Raw genomic sequence first — 18,049 nt, 5'->3', positions numbered from 1 at the left:
CGATGGACCGGCCCCGGCGCACTGATCCAGCCGCAGGACTTACAGATACGACGTGTTGATCCACTGACGCACGGCCGGCGCCTTGTCGATCTGCTTGTACGTGACGAGCATTTCCGCCAGACGTTGCAGGCCGTCGACATAGCTCCCCGGCGCCTTGAGCAACTGCGTTTGCTGGGCGAGGCCGTACCACTCCGCGCCTTTGATCGTCTCGATCTGATCGAGCGCCGACATGCCGGTCAGCGCGATCAGCGAGCGTGCCGCGTCGTCCGGCTTCTCGCGCAACATCTGGCAGGTATCGAAATACACCTTGAGGTACTTGCGAACCGCGTCGGCGTTCTTCTCGGCCCACGCATTGCGCACAATGAGCACATCGGGGCCCGGCGTGACGTTGTACTTTTTGTAAAGCGAGAACTGCGTATCGTCGGCCAGCAGCTTCATACCCGACATGGCGCGGATGCGATTGAACTGCGGCGTCCAAGCGGCGGCGGCATCGATCTGGCCCGATTGAATTGCGCCGGGTAACTCGGGGGCGGGCACATTGAGCACCGTGACGTCGTTCGACAGGCCGGCGTTGCCGAGCAGATCGAGCACGAGCAGGTGCGCGCTCGAGGCGAACGTGACGCCCAGCTTCTTGCCCTTGAGATCCTGCAACGAATTCACACCATCGCGCACGAACAACCCCTCGACGCGGCCGAAGCTCTCCGGCACCGCGACGATCGAGAAGTGCTTGGAGCCGCGCGCCATCAGCGCGAGCGCCGACACGATACCGGTACAAGCGATATCGATGCCGCCCGAGAGCACAGCGCTCATGCGCGCCGACGACGTGCCGAACGACTGCCATTGCTGGTCGATGCCGGCGCTGGCGAGCGCCCCCGACTTCATGGCGAGGTAGGCCGGGTAGTGACCGAGCCATGCCGAGCCGCCGTACTGAACGGACGTCGCGTTCGTCGCGCGGGCGATACCCGAGAGGGACAGAGTGCCGGCGGCAGCGGCGGCCGACAGGGCCGCACTGGAGTGAAGGAAATTGCGTCGTGACAGGTTCATGCGTGTCTCCTTGGTAGGTTATGTGTTATTCGCGTTGAACGATGGGCGCGCTTCAGGTGAAATTCATCTGGCCCGGCGCCTGGGGCGGTGGCTGACCATCGTTGGCCGGGCTCAGCAAAGCGCCAGCCGTTCCCCCAGCCAGGGCATGACGCGGCGCAGTTCTGGAAAGGCTTCCTGCGCGAGGGCCATGCGCCCGGCGAGAAAGCACTGCGAGGCCATCTCCGACACTTCGCCCTCGCGCGATACCTGATAGATCGTGCGAGACAGGGCGGGGCCCGGCAGTGGCAGTGCGGCCACCTGCGGCAGCGAAGCACGGCCTTGCAACACGCACAGCGGCGTGGCAATCGTGAAGCCCAGGTCGGCGGCAACCATCGACATCACGACATCCGACGTATCGATTTCGAGATGCATGCGAGGCGAATGGCCGGTGCGGCGCAAATGTCGTTCGATCACGGCGCCGAAGTGCGAACGGCCCGAAAAGCGAATCAAGGGCAGCGTGCGGATCAGTTCGCTCAAATCGGCCTGTGCAAGATCGGCCTCGCGGGCCTTGGGCACGACGACGATAAACGGCTCCGTGAAGATCGGGCGGCGCACGAGGCGCTCCATGTCATGCATCGGATCGCTGGTTACGATCAGATCGAGCTGGCGGGCGAGCAACGCCTGCGCGTGGCCGTTGGCAAGGCCCGACCAGAGCAGCAACTCGCTGGTGCTGTCCGACATCTGACGTACGATGGACGGGCCAACCGTCGCGGCGAAGGAATCGATCATGCCCACGCGCACTGCGGCACGGCTGGCGACGTCGGCGTCCTGCACCTGAGCGATAAGCCGGTCCATGTCGTCCACAATCTGACGCGCGTGGCGTGAGAGCGCGAGTCCGGCCGGGGTGAGCTTGAGTGGGCGGCGCGACCGATCGAGCACGCGTGTGCCGACGGTCTGTTCGATTTGCGCGATGGCTTGGGAGATAGCGGATTGCGTGACGCCCAGGGCATCGGCGGCGATAGAGAGACTGCCTGCCGACGCGACGGCCTCGAAAATCCGAAGTGATCTGACATCGAGGTCTGCGCGCTTTTTCATCGGCGTGTCTCCGGTTCGGGCGACGCGTCTTAGCGGGCGGAAATGGCCTTGCTGGCGCGTCGCGATGAATCGATATAAGAATTTTTAAGAATTGTAGGGATTGAAGGGCATAAAACAAAATCAACATAAGAAAAACTAATACTTTGTATTAGGGCGAGGGAATTTTGGGCGAGCAGTGGCGACGGGAGCGGGACGTTCGTCTCGGTCGGTGAAAGCGGGGGCATCAGACGGAGGAGGTATCGGAGGAGGGCGTGGGGCGAGGCGGTGCGGGGAGGTGGTGAGGGGCGGTGGTGCGGGGAGGGTGGTGAGGGGCGGTGAGAGAGACGGACCGGGGCCCCTTTCTGCAGCGAGTTGGGTTTATGTCTGAGAGGCGGAAAGGGGCCCCGGTCCGTCTGACTGTGGGAGAGTGAAGCGGGTGGGGCGTGTGAAGCGTGTGAAGCGTGTGAAGCGTGTGAAGCGTGTGAAGCGGACGCGACGCCACCGGGACGCACCCGACGTACCGGCGGCTACGTGGGGCAGACGTTAGAGCAGACGATAAGCGAGGCGGGCGGCGACGCGAGCCCCTGCGCCTTGCGGGTCAAAGCGCGGGTTGTATTCGGCCAGGTCGGCCACGCGCAGTTTGCCCGAGCGGCGCACATGCGTGACGATGGCTTCGACGACGGACATTGGCACGCCATACGCGGCGGGGGCGGATACCCCTGGCATGACTGGCGCCGGAAGCACATCGAGATCGATCGTCAGATAGACATGTGAGACGTCGGCAATCAAAGCGTCAATCTGTGCGAGACGCGCGTCCAGATGCCGCTCTTGCATTTCGGTGTCTTCCACGTGGATCACGTTCAACTCGCGCGCGCGGTCGAACAGCGATGCCGTATTGCTCAACCGGCTGACACCCAGACATGCGTAGTCGAACGGAAGTCCGGCCGCTTCGCAGGCCTGCGCGATCTGATCGAACGGTGTGCCCGACGTGCCTGGGCGCGCCGTGCGCAGATCGAAATGGGCGTCGAGATTCAGGATCAACACGCGCGAGCGGTCGCCAGTCGCATCGAGATGCGCGCGGAGTCCTTGCCACGTGCCCCACGCCATTTCGTGACCGCCGCCCAGCACCACCGGTTGCGCCCCGGCATCGAGCTGATGGCGTACCGCGTCGGCCAGTGCTGCTTGCGCCGCCTCGAGATCATCGCCGTCACAGGTGATATCGCCGGCATCGAACAGGCACGCGATGTCGTGGGCGGGCAGGTTCGCCAGCGCCCGACGGATCGCTTGCGGACCCTCACCGGCGCCAACGCGTCCCTGGTTGCGTTTGACGCCCGCATCGCAGGCGAAGCCGAGCAGCACGGGCGCGCCGCCCGCCGCCGCATCAGTGCGCGCATCGATCTCGCGCACGACGTTGAACAGCCGGCGCGTGTCGCCACGCTCGCCGGTATCCGTGCGCCCGCGCCAGATCGGGGGATCGCCCGGCACCGATTGCCAATGAATTGCCATGCAAGTCTCCTGTGCGCCGTGCGAGATCAAACCGAGGTCAGGTCGCGCCACTCGCCGTGGCGTACGGTCCGAGACGGCAACTCGCCGCCCAGCCAGTAGGCCAGTTCCGCGGGTCGATCGATTTCCCACGCCACGAAGTCCGCCGTCTTCCCGGCTTCGATCGTGCCGTGCGTGCCGAGCATGCCCAGGGCTTTGGCCGCATTGCGCGTGACGCCCGCCAGTGCTTCTTCCGGGGTCAGACCGAACAGCGTGCAGGCCATGTTGAGCATCAAGCGTAGCGAGAGGGCGGGCGACGTGCCCGGGTTCAGATCCGACGCCACCGCGATGTCGACGCCGTGACGACGCAGCAGATCCACCGGTGGGCGACGCGTCTCCTGCAACATGTGGAACGCGCCCGGCAGCAGAACGGCAACCGTGCCCGCGCGTCCCATCGCGGCGGCATCGTCAGCGCTCATATATTCCAGATGATCCGCCGACAGGGCACCCATCTCGGCCGCAAGACTTGCGCCGCCGAGCGGCGAGAGTTGCTCGGCGTGCAGCTTCACCGGCAGCTTCAGTTTCTGCGCGCGCAGCAGCACGCGCATCACCTGCGACGGTGAAAAGGCAATGGTCTCGCAAAAGGCATCGACCGCATCGACCAGATGCTCCTCCGCGAGCTTGGGCAGGATGTCATTGCAGACGTAATTCACATACTCGTCCGCCTTGCCCGCGAATTCCGAAGGCACCGTGTGCGCAGCCAGGCACGTGGTCTTCACCGTGACCGGCAACGCCTCGCCCAGGCGACGTGCCACGCGCAGCATCTTGCGCTCGCTGTTCAGATCGAGGCCGTAACCCGACTTGATCTCGACCGTGGTGACGCCGTCGCGCATCAAGGCAAGCAGCCGTTTGCGCGCCGATTCGAAGAGCGCATCCTCGGTGGCGTCGCGTGTGTGCCGCACCGTGTGCTTGATGCCGCCGCCGGCGGCCGAGATGTCCGCGTAGCTCACCCCCTGCAACCGTTGCTCGAATTCGAGGCTGCGGTTGCCACCGAACACCAGATGCGTATGGCAATCGATCAGGCCGGGCGTGACCCACGCCCCTTGCAGATCGACGCATGCGTCGGTGCCCGAGGCGGAGCGCTCGCTGCGCGCGCCGACCCACTCGATATGCTTGCCGCATGTGACGATCGCGGCATCTTCGATGGCGTGGTAACGGCCGTCGCGCATCGTCGCGACGTGACAGTGTTTCCAGTAGGTCCGTTTCATGAGAGGCTCATTCCAGGCTCATTGGGCCGCGCACCTGCGCTTCCTTGGGTTTCACGCCGAACTGATAGGCCACCGACATCAGTACGATCCAGCCGGCACCGACATACAACGCGACACGGGTGTCCTCCATGAAGCCGAGCACCCCGATCACAAACAGCATGAACGCGATGGCCAGCGCCGGACCGACCGGCCATAGCGGCACCTTGAACTTGAGCGCGGCGACCTCCGTGGCAGAAAGGCGACGGCGCATCGCCACCTGCGAGAGCAGGATCATCAGCCACACCCACACCGTGGCAAACGTGGCAATGGACGCGATGATCAGGAACACGCCTTCCGGGATCAGGTAGTTGAGCACCACGCCGCCGAGCAGCGCGGCCGTCATCACCAGCACCGTGACCCACGGCACCCCATGGCGAGACATCGCCGAGAACGCGGCAGGCGCCTGACCCTGTTCGGCCATGCCGAACATCATGCGACCCGCGCCGAAAATGTTGCTGTTGATGGCCGAGATGGCGGCGGAAATCACGATCACGTTGAGGATGGCTGCGGCGGACTTGATGCCCAGCCCCGAGAAGATCTGCACGAACGGACTGCCCTGGCTGCCGATGCCCGTCCACGGGAAGATCGCCATGAGCACACACATCGTCAACACATAGAACAGCAGAATGCGCATCGGCACGGCGTTGATGGCGCGCGGGATCACGGTTTCGGGACTCTTGGCCTCCCCGCCGGTAATGCCGATGATCTCGATCCCGCCGTACGCGAACATCACCACAGCCAGCGACGCCACGAGTCCGCCCCAGCCATTGGGCAGGAAACCGCCGTGCGACCAGAGATTGCTTACCGCAGGGGCATGCTCGCTATGGAGTTGCACGCCCGCAAACAGAATCACACCGCCCCCCACGATCATCGCGACGATGGCGAGAATCTTCACCAGCGCCAGCCAGAATTCCATCTCCCCGTACACCTTCACGTTGCACAGGTTGAGCCCGCAGATCAGCATCACGATGCCAAGCACCCAGATCCATTGCGGCACGTCCGGGAACCAGAAGCCCATATAGATGCCGAACGCGGTCACGTCCGCCAGGCAGACGATGACCATCTCCAGAATGTAGGTCCAGCCCGTGAGAAACCCGGCCAGGGGGCCAAGGTTGTCGCTCGCATAGCGGCCGAACGAGCCGGACACGGGCTGGCGCACGACCATCTCGCCCAGCGCGCGCATCACCATGTACACGGCGGCGCCGCCCAGAATATAGGCCAGGATGACCGCCGGACCGGCCAGTTGGATGGCGGACGCCGAGCCGTAGAACAGGCCCGTGCCGATGGCGGAGCCGAGCGCCAGAAAGCGGATGTGTCGCGCGCTCAGATTGCGTTGCAGGTTTTTCAAGCTGTCTCCTGAATGCGTGATGAGCCAGCCCGCGATCGCGGGCGGCAAGGGAATGCGGGGGGACGGGCAACCCAGTCCCCAACCGCCGGTGGCGCGAATCGCAGTTCGCTTCGCCCCGGCGGGGGAAGAGGCCTGTGCGATTTAAGCGACTGGCGCGCTAGGCAACGTGCCTGAGGGCACCAGCGCACTGAGCTGGCGCTGGGCGATCAACGCGCTTGCGCCCTCGATGTCGGGCGCAAAATAGCGGTCCTTATCGTAGAACGGAACCGACTGGCGCAGGAGCGCGCGGGCGCGCTCAAGTGCCGGGGTCGACTTGACCCCCTCGCGGAAGTCCAGCCCTTGGCAGGCGCCAAGCCATTCGATCGCGATAATCCCCTTGACGTTATCGGCCATCTCCCAAAGCCGCTTGCCGGCGTTGGGGGCCATCGACACATGATCTTCCTGGTTGGCCGAGGTCGGCAGACTGTCGACACTGGCTGGATGCGCCAATGCCTTGTTCTCGGAGGCGAGTGCGGCGGCCGTCACCTGCGCGATCATGAAACCGGAGTTCACGCCGCCGTTGGCCACGAGAAACGCGGGCAATTGCGACATGTGCTTGTCCATCATCAGGGAGATGCGACGCTCGCTCAGCGCGCCGATTTCGGCCAGCGCGAGCGCGAGGTTGTCCGCCGCCATGGCGACCGGCTCGGCGTGGAAGTTGCCGCCGGAGATCACGTCGCCTTGTTCCCAGAACACGAGCGGGTTGTCCGACACCGCATTCGCTTCGACGGCGAGCACCTCGGCCGCCTGACGGATCTGCGTGAGACACGCGCCCATGACTTGCGGCTGGCAGCGCAGCGAGTAGGGGTCTTGCACCTTATCGCAGTGCGCGTGGGACTCACCCACCTCGCTCGTCTCGCCCAGCAGATGGCGGTACAGCGCGGCGGCATCGATCTGGCCACGCTGGCCGCGCGCGGCGTGAATGCGGGCGTCGAACGGGGCGCGCGAACCGAGCATCGCTTCCACGGTCAAGGCGCCGCAGACGCTGGCGGCGGCGAACATGTCCTCAGCTTCGAACAGACCCCGCAGGGCATAGGCCGTCGAGACTTGCGTGCCGTTGAGCAGCGCCAGGCCTTCCTTGGCGGCGAGCGTGAGCGGTTCAAGTCCGGCCACGGCGAGGGCTTCGCGGGCGCTGATCCACTGACCGCGATAGCGTGCCTGACCTTCGCCCAGCAACAGCAGCGACATGTGGGCGAGCGGGGCGAGATCGCCGGAGGCGCCGACCGAGCCCTTGAGCGGGATGCACGGGTAGACCTCGGCGTTCACCAGCGTAATGAGGGCATCGATGACCTTGCGGCGAATCCCCGAATAGCCGCGCGCCAGACTGTTGATCTTGAGCACCATGATGAGGCGCACGAGCGCGTCATCAAGCGGTGCGCCCACGCCGGCGGCGTGCGAGAGCACGAGTGAGCGTTGCAGGTTCTCGAGATCGTCTTTGGCGATGCGCGTCGTGGCGAGCAGTCCGAAGCCAGTATTGATGCCATAAGCCGTGCGGCCTTCGGCGACGATGTTTTCCACGCAGGCCACGCTCTGGTCGATGGCTGCGTAGGCGGTCTCGTCGAGCGTGAGGGCGGTCGGGTGTTGATAGACGTCGCGCAGTTGCGCGAGCGTGAGCGCGCCGGGCGTCACAAACAGGTGTGCCATGGACGGATTTCCTTGATTCGACAGTTTTTGGAGTATCTCGCTTACTTCGCGTCGCCCAGCATGGGCAGGTTCAGGCCATGTTCGCGCGCGCAGTCGACGGCGATGTCATAGCCGGCATCGGCGTGGCGCATGACGCCCGTCGCCGGATCGTTGTTCAGTACACGGGCAATGCGCGCGGCCGCCGCGTCGGTGCCGTCGCACACGATCACCACGCCCGAATGCTGCGAGAAGCCCATGCCGACGCCGCCACCGTGATGCAACGACACCCAGGTCGCGCCGCTCGCCGTGTTGAGCAGCGCGTTGAGCAGCGGCCAGTCGGAGACGGCGTCCGAGCCGTCACGCATGGCTTCCGTTTCGCGGTTCGGGCTGGCGACCGATCCTGAATCCAGGTGGTCGCGGCCGATCACGACCGGTGCCGAGAGTTCTCCTGAGCGTACCATTTCATTGAAGGCCAGTCCGAGCTTCGCGCGCAAGCCCAGCCCGACCCAGCAGATCCGCGCGGGCAGGCCCTGGAAGCTGATGCGCTCACGCGCCATGTCGAGCCAGCGGTGCAGGTGCGCGTCGTCGGGAATCAACGCCTTGACCTTTGCGTCGGTCTTGTAGATATCTTCCGGATCGCCCGACAGCGCCACCCAGCGGAACGGCCCGACGCCACGGCAGAAGAGCGGACGGATATAGGCGGGCACGAAGCCGGGGAAATCGAAGGCGTTCTCGACGCCTTCTTCCTCGGCCATCTGGCGGATGTTGTTGCCGTAGTCGAAGGTCGGCACGCCCATCGCCTGGAAGTCGAGCATGGCCTTGACGTGGACCGCCATCGACTGCTTCGCGGCCTTGACGACTTCGGCGGGCCTGGCGCGGGCGCGTTCGCGGTAGTCGTCCCAGGTCCAGCCGATCGGCAGATAGCCGTTGAGTGGATCGTGGGCGCTGGTCTGGTCGGTGACCATGTCCGGACGCACGCCACGGCGCACCAGTTCCGGCAGAATTTCGGCCGCATTGCCGCACAGGGCGATGGACACGGCCTGACCGGCCGCCGTGTATTTGGCGATGCGCGCGAGGGCGTCGTCGAGATCCTTGGCTTGCTCGTCGACGTAGCGCGTGCGCAAACGGAAGTCGATGCTGGTCTGCTGGCACTCGATGTTCAGCGAGCAGGCGCCGGCCAGCGTAGCGGCCAGCGGCTGCGCGCCGCCCATGCCGCCCAGGCCGGCAGTGAGCACCCAGCGGCCCTTCAGATTGCCGTCGTAGTGCTGGCGGCCGGCTTCGACAAAGGTCTCGTAAGTGCCTTGCACGATGCCCTGACTGCCGATGTAGATCCACGAGCCGGCGGTCATCTGGCCGTACATGGCCAGCCCCTTGGCGTCGAGTTCGTTGAAATGCTCCCAGGTCGCCCAGTGCGGTACCAGATTCGAGTTGGCGATGAGCACGCGCGGCGCGTCGGCATGCGTCTTGAACACGCCCACCGGCTTGCCCGACTGTACGAGCAGCGTCTCATCGTCACCCAGCGTCTTGAGCGCTTCGACGATCTTGTCGTAGCACTCCCAGTTGCGGGCGGCGCGGCCGATGCCGCCGTACACAACGAGCGCGTTCGGGTTCTCGGCGACGTCCGGGTCCAGGTTGTTCATGAGCATGCGCAGCGGGGCTTCGGTAAGCCAGCTACGGGCATTGAGCTGCGTGCCGCGCGGGGCGCGGATCGTGACATCGCGGTATCGGGTGACTTGGCTCACAACGTGTTCCTCAAATTCGGAGCGGAGAATGACTTGTACAGTATTGTATATACAAGTTGTCGTGAACTAGGGTTTTTACGTACGTCAGTGAGCCGAGGGGACGGCGTTACAGGGGATGGCCGGCGCTGGCTTATCGGTGCCTGATCGTTGGCTTGCCGGGGCTTATTCTGGCGCGCCGAAGCGGCCTTCGAGGCGGTGGCGAGAACCGGGGTGCAGCAGCCGGGCAACCGAGACCACGCGTTTGCCCGTCCACGTGCGCCGACGGATGAGCAGGCACGGTTCCGTGCGTGCGATGTGCAGCAGTTGCGCTTCTTCGGGGGTGGCCGTCACGGCTTCGACCACATGCTCGCCCGATGTGAGCGGCGAGAGCCGCTGCAGATAGGCGTTGGGCGTCAGTTGGGTGAAGTCTTGTTCGAGGTAGTGTGGCGCGAGCGTGGGATTGACGCAGCGATCCTCGATCTGCACCGGCACGTTGTCCTGGTAGTGAACGATCACCGAGTGGAACAGCGTTTCGCGCTCCTGCAGGTCCATCGCAAGCGCGCGTTCGGGGCCGGCGAGTTCTTCGCGCAGCAGCTTCACTTCGGCGCGATGGCGATGGCCATGCTCGGCGATCTCGTCCGCGATATTGTTGACGGCCAGCAGCGGGGAGTGCGATTTCGGCTCGGCTACGAACGTGCCGACGCCCTGCATGCGTACGAGACGTCCCTCGACGGTGAGTTCTCGCAGCGCGCGATTGACCGTCATGCGACTCACGCCCGAGAACTCGACCAGCTCGTTTTCCGAGGGGATGCGGTGATGCGGCGGCCAGGCGCCACTGTCGATCTGACGGCAAATGAACTGCTTGAGTTGCAGGTAGCGCGGTGCCGGCCCTTGTTCGTTGAGCGTTTCGACAGTCGGTTGGGCAGATTGACGTGGCACCTTGATGGCTTCTCCGGTCACTGACGTGCGGGTGGGAAAGCCTGAAGCATAAGCCAATCGCTCACTGCGGAGGAGAAAAAACGCGACCCGCTGCGCACGGCATCGGTCAAGGCGAAGCCGCGCCAAAGGTGCACTGCGGCGCGCCGCGAAGCGAGCCGAATCCGCTCACCAACCGTGCAATCTCGACCAGACCGCCAGCTCGCGATCTGGAGCGATGGCGTGGTATTCGGGGAATTGCGCGCCGGTGGCACAGGCGTGATTCGGCAGTATGCGCAACAGCGTGCCGATTGGGAATCGCGCGACGATGTCGAGGTCCGGCTCACCTTCGTGCGACAGAATGCCGTGTTCCTGATTGGCGCCGCTCAACTGGTACCCAGGCAGGAGGCTGCCGTCGATGCGGCACACTTGTCCGTAGCCGAAATCGCGTTTCTGCTTTTGTGTGCCGCGGTCGCGGCTCATGGCCATCCAGCCGGCGTCGACAATGGCCCAGCCCTTCTCGGGCTGATGCCCGATCACGGTCGTGAGCACGCTCAATGCCAGTTCGTCGGTCGTACACACGCCGATGTTATGCATGACGAGATCGAAGAACACGTATACGCCCGCGCGCACTTCGGTGACGCCATCTAAATGCGGTGCGGTGAGGGCAGTGGGCGTCGAGCCGACGCTGACCACCGGGCACGGCAGTCCGGCATCGCGCAAACGGGTGGCGGCGCGCACGCAGCCGGCGCGCTCCTGTTCCGCGATGGCGGCGAGCGCTTCGGGCGTGTCGACGTCATAGCTGGAGCCGGCATGGGTCATCACGCCGCCCAGCGTCGCACCGCCCTCATGCAGCACGCGCGCCACGTCGAGCAGCGCATCATCTTCAGGCGCAATACCCGAGCGGTGGCCATCGGTGTCGATCTCGATCCACACGTTGAATGTCTCGCCGAACTCGGCGCCGAATGCCACGATGGCCTGCGCGGAGGCGATGCTGTCCGTGAGAATCTTCAGGTCGCAGCCGCGGCGTCGCAACGCGAGGGCCGCCGGCAGTTTGCTCGCAACCATCCCCACGGCATAGAGGATGTCGGTCACGCCATCGTCGAAGAAGCGGGCGGCTTCCTTCAGGGTGGAGACGGTGATGCCGGCGGCTCCCGCTTCGATCTGAGCGCGTGCCACTTCCACGCACTTGCTGGTCTTGACGTGGGGACGAAAGCGCACACCCAGGGCGTCCATGCGGGACTGCATCCGGCGAATGTTGTGCTGCATGCGCGGCACGTCGATCACGGCGGCCGGCGTGTCGAGTGTCGGCAATGAGGGCGGGGGAAGGGGCGGCTTGGCGGTCATGGTGCGATGTCTCGGACGGTGGGGAGGGACATGGGCGCTGGCCACCGCCGTTGCGCATTCGCGGGATGGCAGGGCACAGCGCCGTCGTCGAAGGAGGCAGTGTAGGAACGATAGGGGGCCTCGTGGTTAAACGTCGCAACATCAAACATTAAGCGTCGGTGAATGATACCGATTGAGACCCTGCGTCGGGTCGAGCCGCCGGCGCAATCGGCGCCGCTCAGTGCGGCGTCACGCCGTCAGGCGAGTCGACGCGCGCCTTCGGCAGTTCGGGTTCGTGCGCCGTTCGCCAACAGACTGCAGGCAAGGAGCAACACTGCCGTCATGAAAAACACCGACGGCAGCCCGAACGCGACGGCAATCTGGCCGCCGACGACGGGCCCGATCACCTGGCCGCTGAATTGTGCCGACTGAAGGTAGCCGAGCATCTTGCCGGTATTGCGCTCGCCGACCGAGTGACGGGCGAGTTTGCCGATGGCGGGCAGCAGCCCCGCGAGCGTCATGCCCATGAGCACACGCAGGGCGGCCAATTGCCACCATGCGGTGACAAACGCTTGCGGCACCATGACCAGTGCCGTCGCGACAAGGCAACCGACGATAACGCGCCAACTCCCGACACGATCCGCGAGCGCACCCAAGCGGGCTGCGGTGAGCATGCTGCCCAGCGCCGAGCTGGCCATGACGACGCCGGCGACGCGCGTGAGGTGCGCGCTGTCAACGCCCAATTGCCCGATGTAGACGGTAATGATCGGTTCGATGGACATGTTCGCCAGCAATACCATCATGGCCGTGGCCAGAATGGCCGCGATGCTGCCGGCGTGCGGCGAGTGATCGTCGGTCGGCGTTACCGATGGGGCGTGGCGTTTCCCATCGCGCGACGCATCGAAGTCTTCGCGAACCCCGAAGATCGTGAGCAGTGCCGTGACCGCAATCATCGCACCGCCGGCGAAGAAGGTGCCACGAATCCCGAGCAACGGTGGCAGCAATCCGCCGACCAGCGGCCCGACCAGACTGCCCGCGAGGGCGCCCGTCGACAGCACACCCAGTGCCCAACCCGCGCGTTCACGCGGTGCCTGTGTGCCCACCATCACCGTCGACGCAGACGCATAACCCCCGACCAGACCGGCAATCAGACGCAACCCCACGAGTTGGTAGACATTGTGCGCGACGCCGATGAGTGACATCACGATGGCCATGCCGACGGCCGCGCGGATGAGCATTGGCTTGCGGCCGAAACGGTCCGCGAGGTGGCCCCAGAGGGGCGCGGTGACGGCGGTGCCGAGAAACGTCGCACTGAACGCTACGCCTGACCATTGAATGACGGCCGCCTCCGATGCAACGCCAAGCTGCTGGACGTAGAGCGGCAGGAATGGCAGCAACAGGCTCAGGCTGACCAACGTAGTAAACGATCCGAACACAGCAATAGTCAGATTACGGCGCCAGTACCGAATGTTGCGCTCGGCATAACTGGCGCCATCGGCTGCGTGGGCGGCATCGGCCGAGGCGAATTGGGACACGTCGACGGGGGGCTTCACAGGAACCTCAGCATTGCGCAAGGAATTGGCGTGGACCGTGGGAGCGGGCTACGACCGAGTCTAGTCCGAGCGCCGGGGGGCGGGAATGGCCGCCGCGCGGAAGTCAGTGTTGCGAAGCGCGGACGAATGCCCCAACGTTTGCAGCAAGTATTCGACAAAGACTCGGGCGCGAGACGGCAACGTCTTGCCGTGCGGGTACATCAGACTCACCGGGCGCGAGCGTCCCCCATAAGCGGCCAGCACCTCGACCAGACGCGCGGCGGCCAGATCTTCCTCAACGATGAAGCGGTAAGTCTGGAACAGCCCGGCACCGGCCTTCGCGAGTGTGACGCCCGAGAGCACGTCGTCACTGCAACGAAAGTGGCCATTCACGACATGCTCGATGTCGCGGCCCGCCTCGCGGAACAGCCACGGTATCGCTCGCCCCGTGCTCGGCAGGTCAAATTCGATGCAGTCGTGCTCGGCCAAGTCGTCAAGGGTTCGGGGTGTTCCCACGCGATTCAGGTAATCCGGGTGGGCGACGACCACGAGTGCGGCGTCTTCGAGCGGGCGCGCCACCATACTCGACTCGGGCTGGGCGCGAAAGCGGATGGCGAAGTCGAAGCGTTCCTCATGAAGGTCGACGTTGCGGTTGCTCACATGCACGTGCACCTTGATGCGCGGATATTGCGCCTGGAACGCGGGCAACAGCGGCAGCAGTCGATAGTGCGCGTAGGTCGTCGGCACACTGATACGCAGGGTGCCGGACGGCTGCGACTGGGCGCCTGAGACACGATGCTCAGCTTCGGAGAGCATGCCAAGGGCGGATCGGCATTCGTCGTAGTACGTGCTACCGCTTTCGGTCAGACGGATGCGCCGTGTCGAGCGGACAAAGAGACGTACCCCGAGGCGTTGCTCGAGCCGGGCGATCGACCGGCTGACGGCGGCCGGCGTCACCCCCGCCAGGTTCGCGGCCGCCGTGAAGCTGCCCGCTTCCGCTGCCAGGCAGAACAACTCGATGCTGCCGAGCAGGATGTCGCCGAATTGCCGCTGCATATCGATTCTTTACATCATGTAAAAAGACAAGTGTATTCGTATGTGTTTTTCGCGTCATCATTCACGAATAGAGTGGTGCTCAACCCGCGGGGCGTGTGGATGATCCGCCGTCCCGGCAGGCCACTTCAAGTCGAGGATAGACATCATGAACCATTCGGAACGCACGGCCATTATCACGGGTGCCTCAAGTGGCATCGGACTCGGGTCGGCGGAAGCTTTCCTGAAGGCGGGTTTCAACGTCGTGGGGACCGGGCGGAGCAGCGCTCGGCTCGACGCGGCGCGCACGGCGCTGGGGATGGGCGAGCGATTCCTGCCGGTCGCGGGCGATGTGGGTGACCCCAGGGTGGCCGAAGCGGCCTTCGCGCGCGCCATCGAGGCGTTCGGTCATGTCGATGTGCTCGTCAATAACGCAGGCATCTTCACGGCGAAGCCGTTTGTCGATTTCACACCGGACGAGATCGACGAGCAGATCGCCACGAACCTGAAGGGCGCGTTGTACTTTTCACAAGTGGCGGCGCGCCACATGAGCGAGCGCCGTCGCGGCGCGATCGTCAACGTGACCGCGTCGATCGCGTTGCAGGCGCATTCGAGTGTTCCCGCCTTGATGGCGGCCGCGCTCAAGGGAGGCCTCAATCAGGCGACACGCGCACTGGCGCTGGAGTTGGCGCCGTACGGTGTAACGGTCAACGCCGTAGCCCCCGGGGTCGTGGACACGCCGATGCATGCCCCTGAAACGCACGACGCGCTGGGGCAGATGCATCCGCTCGGACGCATTGCCGATGTATCGGACATCGCGCGGGCGGTGCAGTACCTTGTGCAGAGCGAATATGTGACGGGGACGATTCTTCCGGTGGACGGCGGTTTCAGCGCCGGACGCTGATCGACACGGCGCTTCGCCTTCGTTGTTCAAGGCACAGCGGTTCGGTGAATTCACCGGCCGCGGCCTCTTGAGGAGTCAATCATGCCGTTCGTCAGCATTCGTATCACTCGGGAAGGCAATACCGCCGAGCAGAAAGCACAGGTGATCCGTGAAGTCACCGAGACACTGGAGCGCGTGTTGCACAAGCCGCCGCACCTCACGCACATCGTGATCGAGGAGATCGACACGGATAACTGGGGCTATGCGGGACAAACCACGACGGTCGTGCGCCGTCAGTCGCCGACGGGGTGAGGGGGGGCCTTGACGACGCCCTCGACCTCATAGCGATCGCTCGATGGCCTGTCCGAGCAACGCCAGCCCGAGGTCGATCTCGTCTTCGCTGACGGTCAGCGGCGGGGCGATGCGGAACACGCCGCCCATGCCCGGCAGTTGCACGATGTTCATGCTCAGGCCGAGGTTCATGCACTCGCGTGTGATCTTCGCGCCGAGTCCGTCGGCCGGGGTTTTGGTGTGACGATCCTTGACGATTTCCATGCCGAGCAGCAGGCCGCGTCCGCGCACATCGCCCACGCATTCGAAGCGCTCCATCAGCCCCAGCAATCCGTTGCGCAGACGTTCGCCCATGACATTGGCGCGCGCGACAAGCCCATCGCGCGCGACGACGTCGAGCACGCGCAAGCCGACGGCGGCGGGCAGTGGATCGGAGACGTGGGTGGTGTAGAAGAGGTAGCCGCGTTCGTGGGCGCGTTCCTCGATCTCGGCGGACGTCACGATGGCGGCGAGCGGCAGTCCGGCGCCGAGGGTTTTCGAGAGCGTCAGGATGTCGGGAGTGACCCCGTGGCGCTCGAACGCGAACATCGTGCCGGTGCGGCCGATGCCGGTCTGCGCTTCATCGAGAATGAGCAACATGCCGCGTTCTTCGCACTTGCGCTTGAGGGCTGCGAGATAGCCCGGCGGCAGTTCGATGATGCCACCCGAGCTGAGGATGGGTTCCGCGATGAAGGCCGCGAGGTTGCCGCTGGACTGGCGATCGATCAGGTCGAACGCGTAGTCGAGTTCGGCGAGGTAGTCGTACTGACCGGCCGGGCCGAAGCGGGGACGGTAGGTAAACGGCGCGGGAATTGCAAACGAACCGACGGCGGCCGGCCCGACGCCTTTGCGTCCCGCGCTGTAGGTCGCTGCGGCGGCGCCACCGGTCATGCCGTGCCACGATTGGGCGAACCCGACGATTTCGAATTTTCCGGTGACGAGCTTGGCCATGCGAATGGCGGCTTCGTTCGATTCGGCGCCGGTGCTCAGCAGCATGACCCGGTCGAGGCCTTCGGGGGTGATGTCGGCGAGCCGCGTGGCGAGATCGACGACGGGCCGGGAGAGCATGCCGCTGAACAGGTGGTCGAGGGTACCGATAGACTCAGTGACGACGGCGACGATGTCCGGATGGCAATGGCCAAGCACGGCGCTCATCTGTCCGGAGGTGAAGTCGAGAATGGCGCGGCCGTCGGCGTCGTAGACAAAGCTGCCTTGCGCCCGCTCGATGATCATCGGCTCGAAGGTGCCGCCGTAACGGATCAGATGTTGCCGGGCGTTGCGCCAGAAGTCGGCGTCTTGGTTCTTGGACATGCAGGTGTCTCCGATGGGCAACGGCGATGGGGCGGGGCATTTACCGCTTGCAGTCTAGGCAGCGCTCTGATTTCATGGAAGCGAATAGTGCTAATGGAAGATAGAAGTGAGTCTAATATCTTGAGCCTGTCCCTGGAAATCGATTTGCTGCGTTCGTTCGTCGCCATTGCGCAGGCGGGTTCGCTCAGCCGTGCGGCGCAGCGCATCGCGCGAACGCAATCGGCGCTGAGCCAGCAGATGAAGCGTCTGGAAGCGATCGTCGATCAGCCGTTGTTGCAGCGCACGGGCCGCGGTGTGGCGTTGACGAGCCCTGGCGAGCGTTTGCTAGGGCATGCCCAGCGGATTCTGCGGGTACACGACGAGGCCATGGCGGAGATGTCGGGCCGGGGGTTGAGCGGCACGATTCGATTCGGGTGTCCGGACGATTACGCTGCCGCGTTTCTGCCCCATCTGTTGCGTGAGTTTGCGGTGGCGCATCCGCACGCGTTGGTGGAGGTGATTTGCGAGCCGACACCGCGCTTGATGGAGCAACTGTCGCGCCATACGTTGGATCTGGCGCTGATTTCGGTGCCGGACGGCGTGGACGATGAGGGCGTCATCCGACGGGAACCGTTGGTCTGGATCGGGAATCCGGGCCTGGAGGCGGTGCTTTCGAATCCCGACGTGGCGCTGCCGCTGGCATTGTCCGACCCGGATACGCTGGATCATATGGCGGCATGCGAGGCGTTGACGCGCGCGGGCAGGGCGTATCGCATTGCCTACGCGAGCAGCAATCTGGCGGGATTGACGGCGCTGGCACGCTCGGGGCAGGCGTTCGCGGTGATGACGCAAACGGCGGTGCCCCAGGATTTACGCATTGTTACAGGTGATACGTTGCCGCCATTGCCGTCGGTCGGGATTACGGTAAAGTTCGATCGCGCGCGTCCGAATCACTTGAGCGTGGCGTTTGCCGATCACATTCGGCGAACGCTGGCGGTGTTGTAGGGCGGGGACGTGGGGTTTTCATGTTTGCCCCTGTTCAGGTGAATTTGACGCACAATTGCGCATCGTTTTGAGGCGGGGGTAGTCGCTTCCCTGCTCATCAACAAGAAGCCGGGTTCCGT

General features: G+C 64.6%; 15 protein-coding genes. 3 read left to right on the top strand and 12 right to left on the bottom strand.

Annotation, left to right across the window (positions count from 1 at the left end; all coding sequences use genetic code 11):
• Nucleotides 1-39: 39 nt before the first annotated feature.
• The 11 genes from OYT13_RS12300 to OYT13_RS12250 all read right to left on the bottom strand — a co-directional run bounded on the left by OYT13_RS12300 (nt 40) and on the right by OYT13_RS12250 (nt 14,446).
• Complete coding sequence (locus tag OYT13_RS12300) at nt 40-1,044, bottom strand: ABC transporter substrate-binding protein (RefSeq protein ID WP_268566303.1); 1,005 nt, start codon at nt 1,042-1,044, stop codon at nt 40-42.
• 111 nt (nt 1,045-1,155) lie between these two features.
• The gene (locus tag OYT13_RS12295) at nt 1,156-2,118 is read right to left on the bottom strand and encodes a LysR family transcriptional regulator (protein ID WP_017232152.1); all 963 of its coding nucleotides are present in this window, start codon (nt 2,116-2,118) and stop codon (nt 1,156-1,158) included.
• 522 nt (nt 2,119-2,640) lie between these two features.
• A complete protein-coding gene (hutG, locus tag OYT13_RS12290; protein ID WP_017232151.1) occupies nt 2,641-3,603 on the bottom strand; it encodes a formimidoylglutamase in 963 nt (320 codons plus the stop codon).
• A gap of 26 nt (nt 3,604-3,629) precedes the next feature.
• Nucleotides 3,630-4,847 carry an imidazolonepropionase gene (hutI, locus tag OYT13_RS12285; RefSeq protein ID WP_261938550.1) on the bottom strand — a complete coding sequence of 406 codons (1,218 nt, stop codon included), beginning with the start codon at nt 4,845-4,847 and terminating at the stop codon, nt 3,630-3,632.
• A 7-nt stretch (nt 4,848-4,854) separates the two neighbouring features.
• Complete coding sequence (locus OYT13_RS12280; RefSeq protein WP_017232149.1) at nt 4,855-6,234, bottom strand: amino acid permease; 1,380 nt, start codon at nt 6,232-6,234, stop codon at nt 4,855-4,857.
• A 141-nt stretch (nt 6,235-6,375) separates the two neighbouring features.
• On the bottom strand, nt 6,376-7,917 hold the full coding sequence (gene hutH / locus OYT13_RS12275) for a histidine ammonia-lyase (RefSeq protein WP_268566302.1): 1,542 nt from the start codon (nt 7,915-7,917) through the stop codon (nt 6,376-6,378).
• 41 nt (nt 7,918-7,958) lie between these two features.
• Nucleotides 7,959-9,638: a urocanate hydratase gene (gene hutU / locus OYT13_RS12270; protein WP_017232147.1), complete on the bottom strand. Its 1,680-nt coding sequence runs from the start codon at nt 9,636-9,638 to the stop codon at nt 7,959-7,961.
• A 162-nt stretch (nt 9,639-9,800) separates the two neighbouring features.
• Nucleotides 9,801-10,556, bottom strand: coding sequence for a histidine utilization repressor (hutC, locus tag OYT13_RS12265; protein ID WP_026131635.1), 756 nt, complete (start codon nt 10,554-10,556; stop codon nt 9,801-9,803).
• Nucleotides 10,557-10,721: 165 nt separating this feature from the next.
• Nucleotides 10,722-11,879: a DSD1 family PLP-dependent enzyme gene (locus OYT13_RS12260; RefSeq protein WP_017232145.1), complete on the bottom strand. Its 1,158-nt coding sequence runs from the start codon at nt 11,877-11,879 to the stop codon at nt 10,722-10,724.
• Nucleotides 11,880-12,115: 236 nt separating this feature from the next.
• Nucleotides 12,116-13,393 carry an MFS transporter gene (locus OYT13_RS12255; RefSeq protein ID WP_051060065.1) on the bottom strand — a complete coding sequence of 426 codons (1,278 nt, stop codon included), beginning with the start codon at nt 13,391-13,393 and terminating at the stop codon, nt 12,116-12,118.
• Nucleotides 13,394-13,471: 78 nt separating this feature from the next.
• Nucleotides 13,472-14,446 carry a LysR family transcriptional regulator gene (locus OYT13_RS12250; RefSeq protein ID WP_017232143.1) on the bottom strand — a complete coding sequence of 325 codons (975 nt, stop codon included), beginning with the start codon at nt 14,444-14,446 and terminating at the stop codon, nt 13,472-13,474.
• 145 nt (nt 14,447-14,591) lie between these two features.
• Here OYT13_RS12250 and OYT13_RS12245 point away from each other — a divergent pair, with 145 nt between their 5' ends.
• Both OYT13_RS12245 and OYT13_RS12240 read left to right on the top strand, forming a co-directional pair.
• Nucleotides 14,592-15,326, top strand: coding sequence for an SDR family NAD(P)-dependent oxidoreductase (locus OYT13_RS12245; RefSeq protein ID WP_268567833.1), 735 nt, complete (start codon nt 14,592-14,594; stop codon nt 15,324-15,326).
• An 81-nt stretch (nt 15,327-15,407) separates the two neighbouring features.
• A complete protein-coding gene (locus OYT13_RS12240; RefSeq protein WP_268567832.1) occupies nt 15,408-15,617 on the top strand; it encodes a tautomerase family protein in 210 nt (69 codons plus the stop codon).
• Nucleotides 15,618-15,644: 27 nt separating this feature from the next.
• On the opposite strand, the gene OYT13_RS12235 is transcribed toward OYT13_RS12240, so the two are convergent.
• Nucleotides 15,645-16,946, bottom strand: coding sequence for an aspartate aminotransferase family protein (locus OYT13_RS12235; RefSeq protein ID WP_268567831.1), 1,302 nt, complete (start codon nt 16,944-16,946; stop codon nt 15,645-15,647).
• A gap of 93 nt (nt 16,947-17,039) precedes the next feature.
• On the opposite strand from OYT13_RS12235, the gene OYT13_RS12230 reads away from it, so the two are divergent.
• Nucleotides 17,040-17,930 (top strand): LysR substrate-binding domain-containing protein, encoded by an 891-nt coding sequence (locus OYT13_RS12230; protein WP_026131634.1) that lies wholly within the window; start codon nt 17,040-17,042, stop codon nt 17,928-17,930.
• The last annotated feature ends 119 nt before the right edge of the window (nt 17,931-18,049 follow it).

The sequence above is a fragment of the Pandoraea sp. XJJ-1 genome, assembly GCF_026802345.1.
GTDB lineage: Bacteria > Pseudomonadota > Gammaproteobacteria > Burkholderiales > Burkholderiaceae > Pandoraea > Pandoraea cepalis.
The sequence above is the reverse complement of the archived record's forward strand: the minus strand, read 5'-3'. Positions and strand labels throughout refer to the sequence as shown.